The sequence below is a fragment of the Massilia terrae genome (assembly GCF_024753145.1).
Taxonomy (GTDB): Bacteria; Pseudomonadota; Gammaproteobacteria; order Burkholderiales; family Burkholderiaceae_D; genus Telluria; species Telluria terrae.
The window spans coordinates 869233-885752 of sequence record NZ_JANUGU010000001.1 but is presented as its reverse complement, the minus strand read 5'-3'; the positions used below and the strand labels follow the sequence as shown (position 1 = coordinate 885752).

At 64.8% G+C, this 16520-nt stretch carries 12 protein-coding genes; 8 read left to right on the top strand and 4 right to left on the bottom strand.

Going from position 1 to position 16520, the window contains the following annotated elements:
* The first annotated feature begins 79 nt into the window (after positions 1 to 79).
* Positions 80 to 3292 (top strand): TonB-dependent receptor, encoded by a 3213-nt coding sequence (locus NX778_RS03885; RefSeq protein ID WP_258810357.1) that lies wholly within the window; start codon positions 80 to 82, stop codon positions 3290 to 3292.
* A 183-nt stretch (positions 3293 to 3475) separates the two neighbouring features.
* On the opposite strand, the gene NX778_RS03880 is transcribed toward NX778_RS03885, so the two are convergent.
* The 3 genes from NX778_RS03880 to NX778_RS03870 all read right to left on the bottom strand — a co-directional run bounded on the left by NX778_RS03880 (position 3476) and on the right by NX778_RS03870 (position 7966).
* Complete coding sequence (locus NX778_RS03880) at positions 3476 to 6526, bottom strand: TonB-dependent receptor (protein ID WP_258810356.1); 3051 nt, start codon at positions 6524 to 6526, stop codon at positions 3476 to 3478.
* A gap of 196 nt (positions 6527 to 6722) precedes the next feature.
* A complete protein-coding gene (locus tag NX778_RS03875) occupies positions 6723 to 7076 on the bottom strand; it encodes a cupredoxin domain-containing protein (protein ID WP_258810355.1) in 354 nt (117 codons plus the stop codon).
* Positions 7073 to 7966 (bottom strand): metallophosphoesterase family protein, encoded by an 894-nt coding sequence (locus NX778_RS03870; RefSeq protein WP_258810354.1) that lies wholly within the window; start codon positions 7964 to 7966, stop codon positions 7073 to 7075. The genes NX778_RS03875 and NX778_RS03870 overlap by 4 nt, the downstream gene beginning before the upstream one ends.
* A gap of 139 nt (positions 7967 to 8105) precedes the next feature.
* Between NX778_RS03870 and NX778_RS03865 the strand changes: the two genes are divergently transcribed.
* From NX778_RS03865 to NX778_RS03855, 3 genes are all read left to right on the top strand, one after another.
* Positions 8106 to 8660: a sigma-70 family RNA polymerase sigma factor gene (locus NX778_RS03865; RefSeq protein ID WP_258810353.1), complete on the top strand. Its 555-nt coding sequence runs from the start codon at positions 8106 to 8108 to the stop codon at positions 8658 to 8660.
* On the top strand, positions 8650 to 9399 hold the full coding sequence (locus NX778_RS03860) for an anti-sigma factor family protein (protein WP_258810352.1): 750 nt from the start codon (positions 8650 to 8652) through the stop codon (positions 9397 to 9399). The genes NX778_RS03865 and NX778_RS03860 overlap by 11 nt, the downstream gene beginning before the upstream one ends.
* A 125-nt stretch (positions 9400 to 9524) precedes the next feature.
* Positions 9525 to 11897, top strand: coding sequence for a beta-galactosidase (locus tag NX778_RS03855; protein ID WP_258810351.1), 2373 nt, complete (start codon positions 9525 to 9527; stop codon positions 11895 to 11897).
* Positions 11898 to 11942: 45 nt separating this feature from the next.
* On the opposite strand, the gene NX778_RS03850 is transcribed toward NX778_RS03855, so the two are convergent.
* Positions 11943 to 12821 carry a SphA family protein gene (locus tag NX778_RS03850; protein ID WP_258810350.1) on the bottom strand — a complete coding sequence of 293 codons (879 nt, stop codon included), beginning with the start codon at positions 12819 to 12821 and terminating at the stop codon, positions 11943 to 11945.
* Between the two features lie 205 nt (positions 12822 to 13026).
* On the opposite strand from NX778_RS03850, the gene NX778_RS03845 reads away from it, so the two are divergent.
* The 4 genes from NX778_RS03845 (at position 13027) to NX778_RS03830 (ending at position 16505) form a co-directional block, all read left to right on the top strand.
* Positions 13027 to 14718 (top strand): sigma 54-interacting transcriptional regulator, encoded by a 1692-nt coding sequence (locus tag NX778_RS03845; protein ID WP_258810349.1) that lies wholly within the window; start codon positions 13027 to 13029, stop codon positions 14716 to 14718.
* 242 nt (positions 14719 to 14960) lie between these two features.
* Complete coding sequence (locus tag NX778_RS03840) at positions 14961 to 15209, top strand: phenol hydroxylase subunit (protein WP_258810348.1); 249 nt, start codon at positions 14961 to 14963, stop codon at positions 15207 to 15209.
* 19 nt (positions 15210 to 15228) lie between these two features.
* Positions 15229 to 16236 (top strand): aromatic/alkene monooxygenase hydroxylase subunit beta, encoded by a 1008-nt coding sequence (locus NX778_RS03835; RefSeq protein WP_258810347.1) that lies wholly within the window; start codon positions 15229 to 15231, stop codon positions 16234 to 16236.
* Entirely contained in the window at positions 16233 to 16505 is a 273-nt protein-coding gene (locus NX778_RS03830) for an MmoB/DmpM family protein (RefSeq protein ID WP_258810346.1), read from the top strand. The genes NX778_RS03835 and NX778_RS03830 overlap by 4 nt, the downstream gene beginning before the upstream one ends.
* Positions 16506 to 16520: the final 15 nt, after the last annotated feature.

Genomic DNA, 16520 nt, shown 5'->3' with positions numbered 1-16520 from the left:
CCGGAGCTTGCATTGCCCACGAGGCTGTCAGACAATGCAAGTGCTTGCCGGCAAAAAAACAGGATAGGAGACAGCCCGCATGATCACCGCTCAGCGTTGCGGCGGTATTGCCATCGCGGTGCTTTCATGTTGTGTCGCGGCGCAATCGACCGGCGCCCAGCCGGTCAGGAAAGAGTTCAACATTCCCGCGGGCCCTGCCCCACAGGCGATCGCCGCGTTCGCGCGCCAGGCGGACGTGAACATCGTCGCGCCCGGCGACCAGCTTGCCAGGCTGTCACTCAACGAGGTCAAGGGCAGCTTCACCGTGGCCGAGGCGCTGGCCCGGATGCTGGCCGGCAGCGGGTTTACCAGCAAGACCAATTCCGACGGCGCGATCGTGATCATGGCCGCGCCTGCGTCGCCTGCTCCGCCTGTGCTCACGGAGCGGCCGCCAATGCCATCGGTCATCGTCTCCGGTTTCCGGGCCAGCGTGAACACGGCGCTGGCGCTCAAGCGCGAGGCGGACGGCATCATGGACGCCATCGTCGCCGAAGACGTTGCGCGCTTCCCCGATGCCAACCTGGCGGAATCGCTGCAGCGCGTGCCCGGCGTTGCGCTCACTCGCGGCGAAGGCGGCGAAGGCCGCCAGATCACGGTGCGCGGCCTCAGTCCCCGCTACACGCGGGTGCGCATCAACGGCATCGAAGCATCGGCCGCCAGCGGCGCCTCGGACATCAACGATGCGACCAACCGCACCCGCGCCTTCGATTTTTCCGTGTTCGCCTCCGAACTGTTCAACAAGCTGGTGGTGCGCAAGACCTCGGAAGCGGCGGTCGAGGAAGGCTCGCTCGGCGCCACCGTCGACCTGCGCGCGCCCCGCCCTTTCGACTTCAAGGGCGCGACGGTCAGCGTCGGCGGGCAGGAACTGCACAACTCGCTGACCGGCAAGACCCAGCCGCGCCTGGCCCTGCTGCTGTCGAACCGCTGGGAAACGGACTACGGCAAATTCGGTGCGCTGGTGTCGGCAGCATACTCAAAACGCCGCGCCACTGAGGAGGGCTACGAAGCCGTCAACCTGCTGAGTGCAAGCAACGACGGCGGCTTCTGCTCGCCGCTTGGGGCTGCCGTCCAGAACCCGGCCGACGACCCGGCCAAGGGCACCACCGCAGCCGCATGCGGCTACGGCGTGCCGCGCACCTCGGATCCGGCCGCATACAACGCCGTGATGAGCCGTACCGACGATTACGGCCAGACCGTGGCCAAGCCAGCGCCAGGCTCGGGCGCGTTCGCGCCACGCATCCCGCGCTACCGGCGCTCGGAGACCGACTACGAACGCAGCGGCATCACCAACGCCTGGCAGTGGCGCAACAGCGACACCAGCATCAATCTCGACCTGATGTACGGGAAGTTCGCCAACAAGCGCTACGACAACTACATCGAGGCGATCTCCTTTGCCCGGTCGATGGCGCAGGCAAACGGCAAGCCGGAGAGCTCGATCGTCGCCGCCGACTTCAGCCAGGATGGCAGCTGGGACTACGGCAAGTTCAACGGCGTCGACGTGCGCACCGAAGGCCTGCTGGATGTCTACACGACCAGGTTCCGCCAGCATGTCCTGTCCGGCAGCCACAAGTTCAGCGACACGGTCAAGATGAACTTCCTGTTCGGCAATTCCAATTCGAACCTGAACAATCCAAGCCGTGCCACGGTGCAGTTCGACGCGCCCAATGTGAACGGCTTCTCCTGGGATTCGCGCAATAATCATCACTTCCCGAACCTGAATTTCGGCATGGATGTGAGCAATCCCGGCCTGTTCAGTTTCGCGCCGCAGGACGCCGACGGCACCGTGCACGGGCAGTTCGTGGGCCGCTACCTGGATACCACCAACAAGCTCGAAACCCATGAGCTCAAGCTGCGCTGGGAGCTCGACGACAAGCTGGCCGCGCACTTCGGCGTCTCGATGCGCAACAACATCTGGAGCAACTACGAGGTCGGCTCGGGCGCCAACGGGCTGGCCCTGCCCGCCGGCATCACGATGGCCGACATCTCGCGCCAGATCGGCGGCTTCGGCGCCGGCCTCGGCGGCAGCGGCGTGCCGAGCGCGTGGGCCGCGGTGGACCTGGACAAGTTCCGCGCCGTGGCCGACATCGAGTGCCACTGCGCGGCCGTGCCGGGATCGCAGTACGACCTCGGCAACCAGGTGAAGCGCCGGGTCGAAGAGAAGATCGACGCGCTCTACGGTATGCTCGACTTCAACCATGACCTGCTGGGCATCGGCTGGCGCGGCAACGTCGGCCTGCGCGGCGCGTCGACGACGGCCACCTCGACCGCGCTCATCAACGTCAACGATGCGCTGCTACCGAACACGGGCGTGAAAAAGTACCGGGACTGGCTGCCGTCCCTGAACCTGACGGCGCGGCTGCCGTCCAGCGTGTACCTGCGCTTCTCGGCCGGCAAGACCTTGTCGCGGCCGGAATATGTCGACCTTGCGCCCTCGGTCGCCGTCTCGACCAACTCGCAGACGGTCGCGATTGGCAACCCGGACCTGGATCCGATCCGCGCCCGGACCTACGACCTGCAGGCGGAGTGGTACTACGGGAAGAATGCAATGGTCTCGCTGGGCTACTACCACAAGGACATCAATACCTTCATCCAGCAGGTGACCGCGCGCGCGCCGTACAACACACTGGGTTTGTCGAACGCGCTGCTGATCATCAGCGGCGGCTGCTCGCTGACCGGCGGCACGCCGGGCTGCCCGACGCTGCCGGATTCCGACGTGGTGGTGTACCGCAAAGTCAACACGCCGGGTGGGCCGCTGGACGGGCTGGAATTCAACCTGCAGGCGCCGTTCAGCTTCCTGCCGGGATTCTGGCGCAACTTCGGTCTGCTTGCGAATGCGACGGCGGTGAAATCGCGGATCACCTACATTACGCGGGTCGACAACCCCGCGACGCCAGTCAACGAGCAGCTGTCCCAGACGTCGGACTTCACCGGGCTGTCGCCGCGGACCTACAACCTGACGCTGTTCTATGAGGATCCAAGGTTTGCGGCACGGGTGTCGGCGGCCCACCGTTCACGCTATCTGTCGGCGGTGCTGGGCAATGTGAACGGCGCGGATTACACCTTCGTCGACGGCACGACCAATATCGACATGAGCCTGTCGTACAGCATCACCCCGCGGCTGCGCCTGACGCTCGAAGGCCAGAACCTGACCGATACGCCGCTGCGCTATGGGAAGGATTTGAGGCGGAATGACACACTGCTGTACGTGCATTTTGGGCGGTCGGTGATGCTGGGGCTGAACTACCGGTACTAAACCCCGGGGTCAGGTCGTCCAATCAATCAAAATTACCGACCTACTATATTCCTATCGCAATCTTGATTCTTTGGACGACCTGACCCCAGGGTAAAAAAAACGGCCCGCAAGGGGCCGCAAACAGGGGAGACAGGTTGTGGGCAGAGCGCCGCGGCCATCCGGACGCGGCGCCTGCCCAGGGCATCAGAACTTGTAGTTCGCACCGAGCACGAACGACCGGCCCGAATGCACGTACAGCAGCGTATCGTTGCGCGTCAGGTCCTTGCCGTAGCGCAGCGGCGCGTCCGTCAGGTTCTGGGCCTCCAGCGAGATGCGCAGTTGCGGCGTCACGTTGTACGACAGGCTCATATCGACGTTGGTCGAGCCGTCGACGAAAGTGTAGTCGGCGCCGTTCACGTCACCCAGCACCGCCGACAGATAACGCGAGCGGTGCGCGGACGACACACGGGCGCTGAACTTCTCGTTCTCGTAGTACAGCGTCAGGTTGTAGGTGCGCGGCGAAAGGCCCGTGAAGTCGGACACCTTGGTCAGCTGCTCGTTCGCCGGGGTCGCCGGGTTGTCGAGACGCGTGATGTAGGTGATCTTCGACTTCACCGCCGTCGCGTTCGCGAGCAGGCCGAAGTTGCTCCAGAATCCAGGCAGGAAGCTGAACGGCGCCTGCAGGTTGAATTCCACGCCATTCAGCGGCCCGCCCTGCGTATTGACCTTGCGGCTGATGTTCACTTCGGTATCCGGCAGCGTGATGCAGCCCGGCACCCCGCCCGTGATCGAGCAGCCGTTCGTGATCAGCAGCTCGTTCGGCAGACCCAGCGTGTTGTACGGCGCGCGCGTGTTCACCGTCTGGATGAAGGAGCCGATGTCCTTGTGGAAGTAGCCCAGCGAGACCATCGCATTCTTCGCGTAGTACCACTCGGCCTGCAGGTCGTAGGTCTTGGCGCGGATCGGATCGAGGTTCGGGTTGCCGATGGTGACCGATTGCGAGGTGGTCGACACGCTGACCGACGGCGCCATGTCGGTGTACTCCGGACGCGACAGGGTCTTGCCAGCCGAGAAGCGCATGAATACGTTCTTCGGCAGTTCGGCCGTCAAATTGAATGCAGGCAGCCAGTCGTGGTACTTCTTCACGCCGGTATTCGGCTGCAGCGCGCCGCCGACGTTGATGATCGCGGTCGAGGTGGCGGTGGTGTCGGCGCGGCGCACGCCGGCATTGCCGCGCCAGGTGATGCCCAGCAGGTCATAGTTGAAGTCCATCATGCCGTACAGCGCATCGATTTTCTCCTCGACCCGGCGGTTGGTCTGGCTGGCGATGTTGTACTGCGATCCCGGCACGGCGGAGCAGTGGCACTCGATGTCGTACACGGCGCGGAACTTGTCCAGGTCCACCGCTGCCCACGAGCTCGGCACGCCGCTGCCGCCCAGGCCGGAACCGAAGCCGCTGATCTGGCGCGAGATGTCGGCCATGGTCACGCCGGCCGGCAGGGCCAGGCCGTTGGCGCCCGAGCCCACTTCGTAATTGCTCCAGATGTTCTTGCGCTGAGACAGGCCGAAGCGGCTGGTCAGGTGGTCGTTCAGCTCCCAGCTCAGGTTGACTTCATGGGTTTCGAGCTTGTTGGTGGTGTCGAGGTAGCGGCCCACGAACTGGCCGTGCACGGTGCCGTCCGCTTCCTGCGGGCCGAAGCTGAACAGGTTGGGGTTGCTCACGTCCATGCCGAAATTAAGGGTCGGCACGTTCGGGTTGTTGCGGAAGTCCCAGGAGAAGCCGTTCACGTTCGGCGCGTCGAACTGCACGGTGGCGCGGGTCGGCTCGTTCAGGTTCGAGTTCGAGTTACCGAGCAGGAAGTTCATCTTCACCGTGTCGCTGAACTTGTGGCTGCCGGACAGCACGTGCTGGCGGAACTTGGTCGTGTACACGTCCAGCAGGCCTTCGGTGCGGTCGTCCACGGCATTGAACTGGCCGTAGACCCAGCGGCCGTCCTGGTTGAAGTCGGACGCGAGGATCGAGGTCTGCGGCTTGCCGTTGGCCTGCGCCAGGGTGCGCCCGAAGGAGATCGCCTCGATGTAGTTGTCGTAGCGCTTGTTCGCGAATTTCCCGTACATCAGGTCGAGGTTGATGTCGGTGTCCTTGCCGCGCCACTGCCAGGAGTTGGTGAGGCCGGTGCGCTCGTAATCGGTCTGGGAACGGCGATAGCGCGGGATGCGCGGCGCGAACGAGCCCGAGCCCGGCGGCGGGTTGGCCACGGTCTGGCCGTAGTCGTCGAGGCGGCTCATCACGTTGTTGTAGGCGGCCGGGTCCGAGGTGCGCGGCACGCCGAAGCCGCAGGCGGTCGGGGTGATGCCCTTGGTGGCGTTGTTGGCCGGATTCTGGACCGCGGCGCCGAGCGGCGAGCAGAAGCCGCCGTCGTTGCTGGCGCTCAGCAGGTCGACCGCCTCGTAGCCTTCCTCGGTCGCACGGCGCTTCGAGAAGGCGCCGGAAATCAAGGCGCCGAATTTGCCGTAGGCGGTGTCCCAGCGGTTCGACAGCAGCGCGGTCAGGCGCGGCTGGGTCTTGTCGGCGAGGGTGTTGTGGAATTCCTGCACGCCGAAGTTGACGGTGCGGCCCTTGAAGTCGAAGGGCCGCGCGGTGCGCAGGTCGACGGTGGCGCCGAGCGAGCCTTCCTCGACCGCCGCTTCCGACGTCTTGCGCACTTCGAGGCTGTTGAACAGTTCCGACGCGAACACCGAAAAGTCGAAGCCGCGCCCGCGGTTGGTGCTGCCGTTGATGTCGGACGCGCCGGTGGCGGCCACGCCTTCGATGCCGTTGATGCGCACCCGGGTGAAGCCGGAGTTCAGGCCGCGCACGGTGATCTGCTTGCCCTCGCCGCCGTCGCCGCGCGCGAGCGACACGCCCGGCACGCGCTGCATCGATTCGGCCAGGTTGGCGTCCGGGAACTTGGCGATATCTTCGGCCTTGATCACGTCGACGATGCCGTCGCTGTTCTTCTTGGTGTTCAGGGCGCTGTTCAGGCTGGCCCGGAAGCCGGTGACCACGACCACGCTGTCGTTGGCCTTGTCGGCAGCTTTGTCGGCAGCCGGCGCGGTGGCGCTGGCAGGCGCGTCGCTGGGGGCGGCGGCCTGCTGGGTGGATGAGTCCTGGGCATACGCTTGCGCCGATGCCAGCATGGCCAGCACGCCCATGCTGATCAGGCTGCGCTGGAACGCCGCGCCGCGGCGTGAATCCGGATGATTCGCCTTCATTTTCTGTCGTCTCCTGTCGATATTTTTCATGAGGGAAGCTGCACTGGCGCTCCTCGCGCCGGCGCGCAAAAAACACGCCCTCATTTGTCGAGACGTCTGTCGAAAAAGATTCATACCCCCCGGATTGCAAACAATCACGGCCTTGAGCAAAGCGGGCATTATGCAAGATATTGCATAATGCCCGCTGGTGGAGATGCTAGCTGACGATGAGCGTACCGGCCATCGTCTCGTGGCCCGATCCGCAGAAAATGTCGCAATGAAATGAAAATTCGCCGGCCTTGTCGGGTGTGAACCGCAAACTCGTGGTGGCGCCGGGCATGATGTCGCTCCGGACGTTGAAATCGGGCAAGTTGAATCCCATCGGCACGTCCAGCGAGGTGAATTCGAAGGTGACCGGCACGCCACGCGCCAACCGGATTTCGGACGGATCGAAGACGAACCTCCGGGCGCGCACCCGGATCACCTGCTCCTGTTGCCGCCTCGCCCTTGCCGGGACCATGATGGCCAGTGCTCCGAGCAACAGCAGGCGCCGCTGCGGGCTGGACTTCACGATGCGCCTCGCTGGACCGGGAACTCCTGCAGCTCGAAGTCGCGGCCCGCTTGCTCCACCCCGGTTTCCCGAAAGCCGAGTCCGCGATACGGGTGCGCGGCATCCCAGGGCACCGGCAGGCGCTTGGGCTGTGAACCGGGCGCTGGCAAGGGGTAGATCAGCGAGCGCGCCGCGTGGTGGGCGATATGGCCGGTCAGGTGGTGGTTTTCCTGGTGAATATGACCGTAGAAGACCGTCACGTTCGGATGGGGCATCAAGAGCGCGACGGCAGCCGCGCCATCGCGGGTCGCCCAATCCCATTGCGGATACAGGTCGAACAGCGGCCGATGCGTGAACACGACGATCGGCACGTCCGCTCCCGTCTTGGCCAGGTCCGAGGACAGCCAGGCCAGCTGGGCATCACCGATTTTCCCCGCCGGGTCGGAGACATTGTCGAGCACGATGAAATGCACGCCCTTGTGGTCGAAGGTATAGTGCGTGTCGCCAAAAAACTCCTGGAAGGCCGCCCCCTTGTCGAGCGAGGCGTCATGCTCGCCGGGCATGAAATGCACGTCCTTGACGCGCAGGCCGCCGATGATGCCCTTGAACTCGCGCAGCCGCTTGCGGCGCTCGGCCGGATCGTCGGTGGTGTGGGTCAGGTCGCCGGTGAAGACGATGAAGTCCGGCGGCGGCTCCAGGCTGTTCACCGCCGCCACAGCCTTGGGCAAGGTGCCGCGCGCGTCCGGATTGGGCGGGCCTTCGAAGCCCCAGTGCGCATCCGACATCTGCACGAAATAAAAGTCCTCGGCAGGCGTGCCCGCCCGCGCCCAGCCGGCCAGGCCGGACGCATAGACAATGCCGCCCAGCCCCGCCATCTTGAGGAAATCGCGCCGCTTGATCGTGTGTTTCATCTTCGCCTCCTCCAGTCGCCTTGAACATCGGTGACGGGGTATACCGGGATCGGCGCGGACTTATTCCCGAACTGTCCGCAATCGGGAATAAAATCACAGGCGCAGCAGTCTTGATGGGATGACAAGCGGAATTCTATCCATGGCCACCTCGATCCTTGAAGCACGATTCCGGGAATTGATCCTGCCGCACCTGGATTCGGCCTTCAATCTGGCCTGCTGGCTGACCCACAACCGCGACGACGCGCAGGATGTGGTGCAGGAGGCCGCGATGCGCGCCTACAAGTATTTCGCGGGCTTCCACGGCGACGACGGACGAGTCTGGCTGCTGCGCATCGTCCGCAACACCTTTTACAGCTGGTGCAGGGTCAATGGCGCCGCGTCCCAGACCGAGTTCGACGAAACGCTCCACAGCCTCGACCCGTCTGGCGACGCCTGGCCGGAACAAGCCCGTGCGACGCCCGAGGCGCTGCTGATGCGACAGGATTGCGACCGGGTGGTGCACCAGGCGCTCGCCGCCCTGCCCTTGGAATTTCGCGAGGTCGTCGTCATGCGTGAACTGGAAGATCTGTCGTACAAGGAAATTGCCGCGATTGTCGGGATTCCGATCGGAACCGTCATGTCACGGCTAGGACGTGGCCGCAAGCTGCTCGCCAGGAGCCTCGGCGCCACACTCGGGGGGAATGATGGAGCATAGTGAAGTCCAGCAACTCTTGCCCGCTTATATAGACCAGGAACTGGGCATTGTCGACGCCCTCGCAGTCGAGCGTCATCTCGAGACCTGCCTCGCCTGCCGGCAAGAAGTCGAAGCCCAGCGCCAGGCCGGCATGCGGGTCCGCAGCGGAGCGGCCTACATCGAGGCGCCGGCGGCACTGCGTTCGCGCATTCTCGCAGGCTTGCCGGCCGAACGCTCGCCACGCCCGCGCCCGGCGTCGCGCCAGGCCTGGTGGGCCCAGGCGGCGGCCGCCCTCGCGGTCCTGCTGGCGCTCGCATGGGGCGTCAGCGAGTACCGCGCCGTCCCTTCAGCCCAGCAGCGCCTGACCGAGGAACTGGTGGAGAATCACGTCCGTTCCTTGCAGGTGGACCACCTGACCGACGTCGCTTCGACCGACCAGCATACCGTCAAGCCATGGTTCATCGGTAAGCTGAACTTTGCTCCGCCGGTGGTCGACCTGGCGCAGCAAGGTTTCCCGCTGATTGGCGGACGCCTCGACTATCTGGAACAGCACGATGTCGCGGTGCTGGTCTACCGGCGCTACCGCCACCCGATCAACCTGTACATCTGGCCGGGGACGGAGTTTCCCGAGACCCCGCAATCGACGCGGGTGCAGGGCTATCGCCTGGTACGCTGGAGCGCCGGCGGCATGAATTATTCGGCGGTATCCGACGTGGCGGACAAAGACCTCGCGCAGTTCGTCGGCTTGCTGCGGCAATAAGCCACATACCGGAAACGGTATCGCTCGATCCGAAAATGTGATCGCAGCATCGCCGCCCTCACCGGCCCATTCTCATGCCGGAGCGGTTATCTTATCGATCCCAACCTTTCCGATGGGATATCACAGTGACGACCTCCTTGCTGCCGCTCTTGCTGGCACCGTTGATGTTCCTTGCCGCGCATGGCAGCGCCGAAGAATTGACTATCCGGGCCGATACGAGGCCAGCCGCGCCGCGGGCGGGCGAACTCAAGATGGGCAGCCACACCGCGCCCGGCGGCGCCACGCTGACCGTCAACAGCCGCTTCATCGAAATCAACGGCAAGCCGGTCATTCCGGTCATGGGCGAATTTCATTACAGCCGCTATCCGGCCGCCGACTGGGAAGCAGAGCTGCTGAAAATGAAGGCGGCCGGCGTCAATGTCGTCTCGACCTACATCATCTGGCAGCACCATCAGGAAAAGCCGGGCGCATCGGGCTGGTCCGGCAACCGCGATCTGCGCCGCTTCGTTCAACTGGCGCAAAAACATGGGCTGTATGTCTTTCTGCGGATCGGGCCATGGGCGCATGCGGAGGTGCGCTATGGCGGCATTCCCGACTGGGTGGTCGACTCCATGCCGACGCGGCGCAATGACCCGCTTTACCTCGCCACGGTCGACGGCTTCTTCAAGGAGATCGCTGCGCAGGCGCGCGGGCTGCTGTGGAAGGACGGCGGCCCGGTCATCGGCGTGCAGATCGAGAACGAATACAACCGCACCGGCGCCGGCCAGGGCCGCGAGCATATCGCCGTCCTGAAGGCGATGGCGTTGAAGGATGGGCTCGACACCCCCCTCTACACGGTGACCGGATGGGACCGCACCATCTTTCCGCGCGGTGAGGTGATCCCGGTGTTCGGCACCTACGTCGACGAACCGTGGTCCGAGCTGCTGAGCGCGCTGCCGCCGAAGTCCAGCTATATGTTCCAGTTCGGCGTGCGCGACGAAAAGGGCCTCGGCGCACAAGGCGGCAATTCAAAGGTGGGCGATGCCGCGCGCGACCAGGACATCACGCCTTTCTTCGGCGCGGAATATGGCGCGGGCGTGCCGGCCATGTACCGCCGCCGTCCGCTGGTGTCGCCGGACGATATCGCCGACATGGCCATCACCAAGATGGGCTCGGGCGTCAATCTGCTGGGCTACTACATGTTCCACGGTGGGCAGAATCCCGCCGGCTATCCATCGCGTGAAGAAACAACCACCCTCGGCGCGCCAAACGACCTGCCGAAACTGAATTACGATTTCCAGGCGCCGCTGGGCGAGTATGGCGATGCGCGGCCTGTGTTGAATCGCCTGAAGCCGCTCCACTACTTTATCCAGTCCTTCGGCGACCGTCTCGCGCCGACCGAGGTGTTCGCTCCCGATGTGCAAGCGAAAAACGCCGCGGATATGGCGACCCTGCGCTGGTCGGTGCGCGGCGACGGCAAGTCCGGATTCCTGTTCGTGAACAACTACGTTCGCCAGTACGACATGGCGGAGCACCGGGACGTCCGCTTCACGGTGAAAATGGCTGGTGAAACCTTGACCTTGCCATCGCACGGCATCACCGTCAACCAGGGCGACGCCTTCATCTGGCCGCTGCGCTTCGACCTGTCCGGCGTCAGCCTCGCGTGGGCGACCGCGCAGCCCGTGACGCGGATCCGCGATGATCAGGGCGAGCTCTACGTCTTCATGCAGACCGGCCAGATTCCCGCCGAGTTCGTCTTCGATGGCGGCAAGATCGTCAGGCCGAGCCCCGGCCAGGTCGTGACCGTTGATGGCGGCGAGCACCGGACTGCCCGCTTTGTCCTGTTGACGCAGGCGCAGGCCGAGCACTTGACGCGTGTCTCGCTGGGCCGCCGTGACTACCTCGTCGCGAGCGAGGCGCACGTGTTCGAAGGCGTTGACGGCGCAATCGAGCTGCGCCAGACCAGTCCGGCCTTCCGCTTTGGCATCTATCCGAAGCCGCCCAAGGCCCTGGGCGGATCGCTCGCGCTCGCGCCGTCGGGCCAGGATGGAATATTCCAGACTTATGTGGCGTCCGCGCAGCCGGTCACGCTTGGCGCCGACGTCAAATTGCTGCGTCCCGCGGACAAGATGCCGCCATCGAAAACGCCCTCCACCATTCCGCGCCCGGAAGCCTTCGGCGCCTCCGCCGCCTGGTCCATCGCACTTCCGGCGGGCGTGCTGGATCACGTCTCCGACGTCTTCCTCGACATCGACTACCAAGGCGACGTCGCGCGCCTGTTCGCCGGCGCGGAGATGCTGGACGACGACTATTTCAACGGCAAGACCTGGCGCATCGGCCTGAAACGCTATGCCGGCAAACTCGGCACGCCCTTGATGCTGACCGTGCTGCCGCTGCGCGAGGATGCAAAAGTATATTTCGATCCCACGGTGGCGCCGCAGTTCGAGAACGGCCAGCTCGCGAAGCTGAAGCACGCGACACTCGTGCCGGAATATGGCTTGACGGTCCGGCCGAAGTGACTCGTATCGCCGCCTGCCGTTGCAGGGGCGATACCGCGAGCTGGCCTACAAGGGCAATACGGCCTTCACGTAGGCCTGCTCACCGCGCGGCCGGTTGCGCACGTCGAACTCCCGCTGCAGCTTGGCCGTCAGGAACCAGCCGCGTCCGCTGTCGTATTTCAGCGCGGGACCGAGCGCGAATGCACGCGCCTTCCCCGCTGCGCCGGGGCCGGAATCGGCGCCGACCTGGCGGTACACATGGCCGCCGACGCCCACCACCCAGCCGTTTCCGCAACCCCAGCCAAGCGCATAATCGGCATGCAGCGCCTGCCCTGAGCGGGTGCCGGTCTGGTGGTTGGTCCCGTTCAGGTCATAGATTGCCTTGAGGTCGACGTTCCAGCCGCGCGCCTGCACTTGGCTCAGCGCGAATACCGGCTGCACCGTCCAATAATTCTTGCCAGCGCTCGATGGATCGGTCGGCTTGTAATCACCGGTCGGCGCGACCACGTCCAGTGCCGCCAGGTAGTGAAGGCTGTCGGATGCATGGTAGCCCAGCGCGGCACCGATGGTCATGTCGCCCAGTCCCTGGCTCTTCCATCGGCCCGCGCCCGCATGCATGTCGACGTCCACCAGCGGCGCCACCACATGGAAGGCCAGCTGTCCGCCCAACAGCGATTGGTGGCTGACCCAGACCAGGCGCGGCGCGATCACGTTCACCCGCACGCCAAAATTGGGGATCGCCACCGCATTGCCGGCGCCATCGCGCACCGAGTCGTAGCGCAGGCTGCCCGCATACACGATCCCGTACACGCCCGGCGGCGGCAATGCCCCGGACATGAAATTCTCCAGCCCATCCGGATAAATGCCGAGGCCACCGTTTTCCGTGGCGCCGGCGCTGCCCCACGCGGATGCCAGGGCCAATACCAACATGCTTGCTCGCTTCATCTCGTCTCCTTTGTTGTGTTGTTGCGGCGACGAAGCCTGACGCAACGAACATGCCATGTCCGCAAGCACAAGGAGGGGGCGCGCGCCGGCACCGCAATCCCTCATCATTTGATGAAGCGGGCATCATCAAATGATGAAGAACTTGCGCGCGGAAACTGTGGCACTATTCCCTGAGAATATCGATATCCATGCAGGAGACGTCGTCGTGGAAAACCCGCAGTTGCCGTCCAACGAGGATCTGCTCGCGCAGATCCGTTTCGATCCCGATCAGGGCGCCATCTGGCTGTACGAGCAGCGCGTGACGCTCAACCAGGCGGCCGCATGGGGCGTGCTGCGCGACGAACTGGTCGAGAGCATCGGCGCGCAGCGTGCGCGCGCCCTGCTGCTGCGCTTCGGCTACCAGACCGGGCTGCGCGACGCGGAGCTGGCGCGCAAGCTGCGCCCCGACCTGCCGGCCGAACAGGCGTTCATGGTGGGCCCGCAATTGCATGGCATCCGCGGCCTGGTCCATGTGCGGCCGCTGGAACTGGACTTCGATCTCGCCAAGGGCAGCTTCTTCGGCCGCTTCGAGTGGCGCAATTCCTTCGAGGCCCAGGTGTATCGGCAGCACCACGAAATCAGTACCGAGCCGGTGTGCTGGAGCTTGCTCGGCTACGCGAGCGGCTACACCACCTACTTCATCGGGCGCCCCATCATCTACAAGGAAGTGGCGTGTCTCGGCTGTGGCGCCGCGCACTGCGAAATCGTCGGCAAGCCGGCCGAGGAATGGGATGACCACGCCGAGACCGAGCGGCTGCTGCTGCGCGACTCGATGGCCGAAGAGCTGTTCGCCCTGCAGAGTGAAGTCGGCGAGCTGCGCGAAGCGCTGCGCGCCGGCGAGCAGGACACGCTGGCCAATTCGGTGGGCCGTTCGCGCGCCTTCCGCGAAGCCAGCCACCTGGTGCGGCGCGCCGCCGCCAGCAAGGCCAATGTGCTGCTGCTGGGAGAGACGGGCGTGGGCAAGGAAGTGTTCGCACGCGGCCTGCACGCCAGTTCGCCGCGCGCCGGGCAGCCCTTCGTGGCGGTCAATTGCGCATCCATTCCGCCCGACCTGATCGAAGCGGAACTGTTCGGCGTCGAGAAAGGCGCTTACACGGGCGCCACCGTCAGCCGGCCCGGCAAATTCGAGCGTGCCAATCATGGCACCATCTTCCTGGACGAGGTGGTGGAACTGTCGGCGCGCGCGCAAGCGTCGCTGCTGCGTGTGCTGCAGGAAGGCGAACTGGAGCGCGTCGGCGGCAGCCACAGCTATGCGATCGACGTGCGCATCGTGGCCGCGACCAACGAGGACCTGAAGCAGGCGGTGGCAAGCGGAAAATTCAGGGCCGACCTGTACTACCGCCTCAACGTCTATCCGGTCCATATTCCGCCGCTGCGCGCGCGCAGCGAGGATATCGGCCTGCTCACCGAACACTTCATCGGCAAGTACAACACGCTGTACGGCAAGCGCATCCTCGGGGTCTCGGACAAGGCCATGGAAGCCATGATGCTGTACCCGTGGCCGGGCAATATCCGCGAACTGGAGAACATGATCGAGCGTAGCGTGATCCTCACCGACAGCAAGCAGATGATCGACGTGCACACGCTGTTCCCGAATCTGGCCGAACCCGGCGGCATGAAGGCGATCGCGCCCTCCGGCCACCTGTACACGCCGTCCCCCCATGAACCGGGCGCCGGCCCGGATACGTTGTGCGAGCAATTGCTCAGCGAGGAATTCAAGCTGGACCAGTTCGAAGCGCGCCTGATCCACACGGCCATGGCCAAGGCCGAAGGCAACGTTACCCAGGCGGCGCGATTGCTGGGCATCACCCGGCCCCAGCTCGCCTACCGTCTCGACAAGCTGAAAGGCCTGAAGTAAGCCTCCCCGCCCGGTCCCGCGCGAGCAGCGCCGGGGACCGCCACGTCTCATCGCCGCAACATCTTTCCTCTTCTTGCCTGGGCATTTGCTGAAACCGCCGCCCGGCGCTTCATGAAATCGTCAAGCGGGCGCCGCGCACCGCCCCTTCTGCGGGCCGGCTTTCCCTCGTAAGCGCAGGCATTCGGGCTGCTGGCACGCCGGTTGCTATGTCTCTGTTGCGGCAACAGAAAACAGGAGGAGACATGAAACCATTGCCCGACATGCCCAGCCGATTCGTGCGCGTGACTGCACGCGAGGCCGGCTGGATCCAGTTCGAATTTTCGATCGGCGACCCGGGCCTGTGCGTGGAGCTGACGATGCGTCCGGCACAGTACGAGGCATTCCGGCGCAAGCAGCGCGCATTCGAACTGCCGGACATCCCCGCCGCCCAGCGCGACCACGAGCGACGCCACTGGCACGACAGCGTGCCCGGCGAACGCCCCCACGATTAACACCACCAGGAGACAAGCCATGCAAATCGACATACGGACCGACGGCATCACGCCGCTGCGGCAGACCTTCGCCAACATCGCCCGCCGCATCGGTCCGGACAAGCCGGCCACGCGCTACCAGGAAGCGATGTACGACCTGCAGCCGGACACCAGTTTCCACTATCGCCCCTTGTGGCAACCCGAGTACGAGCTGTACGACAGCCGCCGCACGGCCGTGAAGATGGCCGACTGGCACGCGCTGAAGGACCCGCGCCAGTTCTACTACGGCACCTGGGTGAACAATCGCGCCCGCCAGCAGGAGTCGATGGAAAAGAACCTGGAGTTCATCGAGCAGCGCGGCTTGCTTGCCGTCATGCCGGCCGCGACCCGGGACATACTGGTGACCACCCTGGTCGTGCTGCGCCACGCGGAATGGGCCGCCAATATGAACAATGCCTACGTCACCGCGTACGGCTACGGTTCCGCGATCACCGAAGCGGCCATGTTCCAGACCATGGACCGGCTGGCGCTTGCCCAGTACCTGACCCGTATCGGCCTGCTCATCGGCGGCAAGCCAGCCGTCGACACGGCAAGGACTGCCTGGCTCGACGACCCGGCCTGGCAAGGGGTGCGCCACGCGACGGAAGACCTGCTGGTGCGCCAGGACTGGTTCGAATTGTTCGTGGCACAGAACCTGGTCTTCGACGGCCTTGTGTATCCGCTGTTCTACCAGAAGCTCGACGCCCAGCTGGCCATCGGCCATGGTCCCACCTATGGGCTCGCCACCGATTTCATGCGCACATGGTTCGGCGAAACCAGCCGCTGGGTCGATGCCGTGGTGAAGACCGCCGCCCAGGAAAGCGCCGCGAATGCGGCCGTGCTGGGCAGCTTCGCCTTCGGCTGGCTCGACCGCTTCGAAGCGGCGCTGGAACCGGTCGCGCAGCGCCTGTTCGGCGACGACGGCGGCGACGTGCTCGCGGCCGTCGCCGCACCGCTGGAACAACGCCTGGCCGGCCTCGGCCTGACCCGGCAAGGAGCGCCATCGTGAGCGAACAACTGGTCTTCATCGCCCTGCAGGCCAACGAGGACATGCGCTCCGTCATCGAAGCCATCGAGGCCGACAACCCGCGCGCGACCGTGCACCGCTATCCCGCCATGGTGAAGATCGATGCGCCGCGCCGCCTTGAAATCAACCGCGCCACCGTCGAAGACCTGATCGGCCGGCGCTGGGAGGTGCAGGAGCTGCAGCTGGGACTGATTTCGCTGGCCGGCAACATCGAAGAAACCGACGACCAGTTCGTGCTGGCCTGGGGCTAACACATATACAAGGAG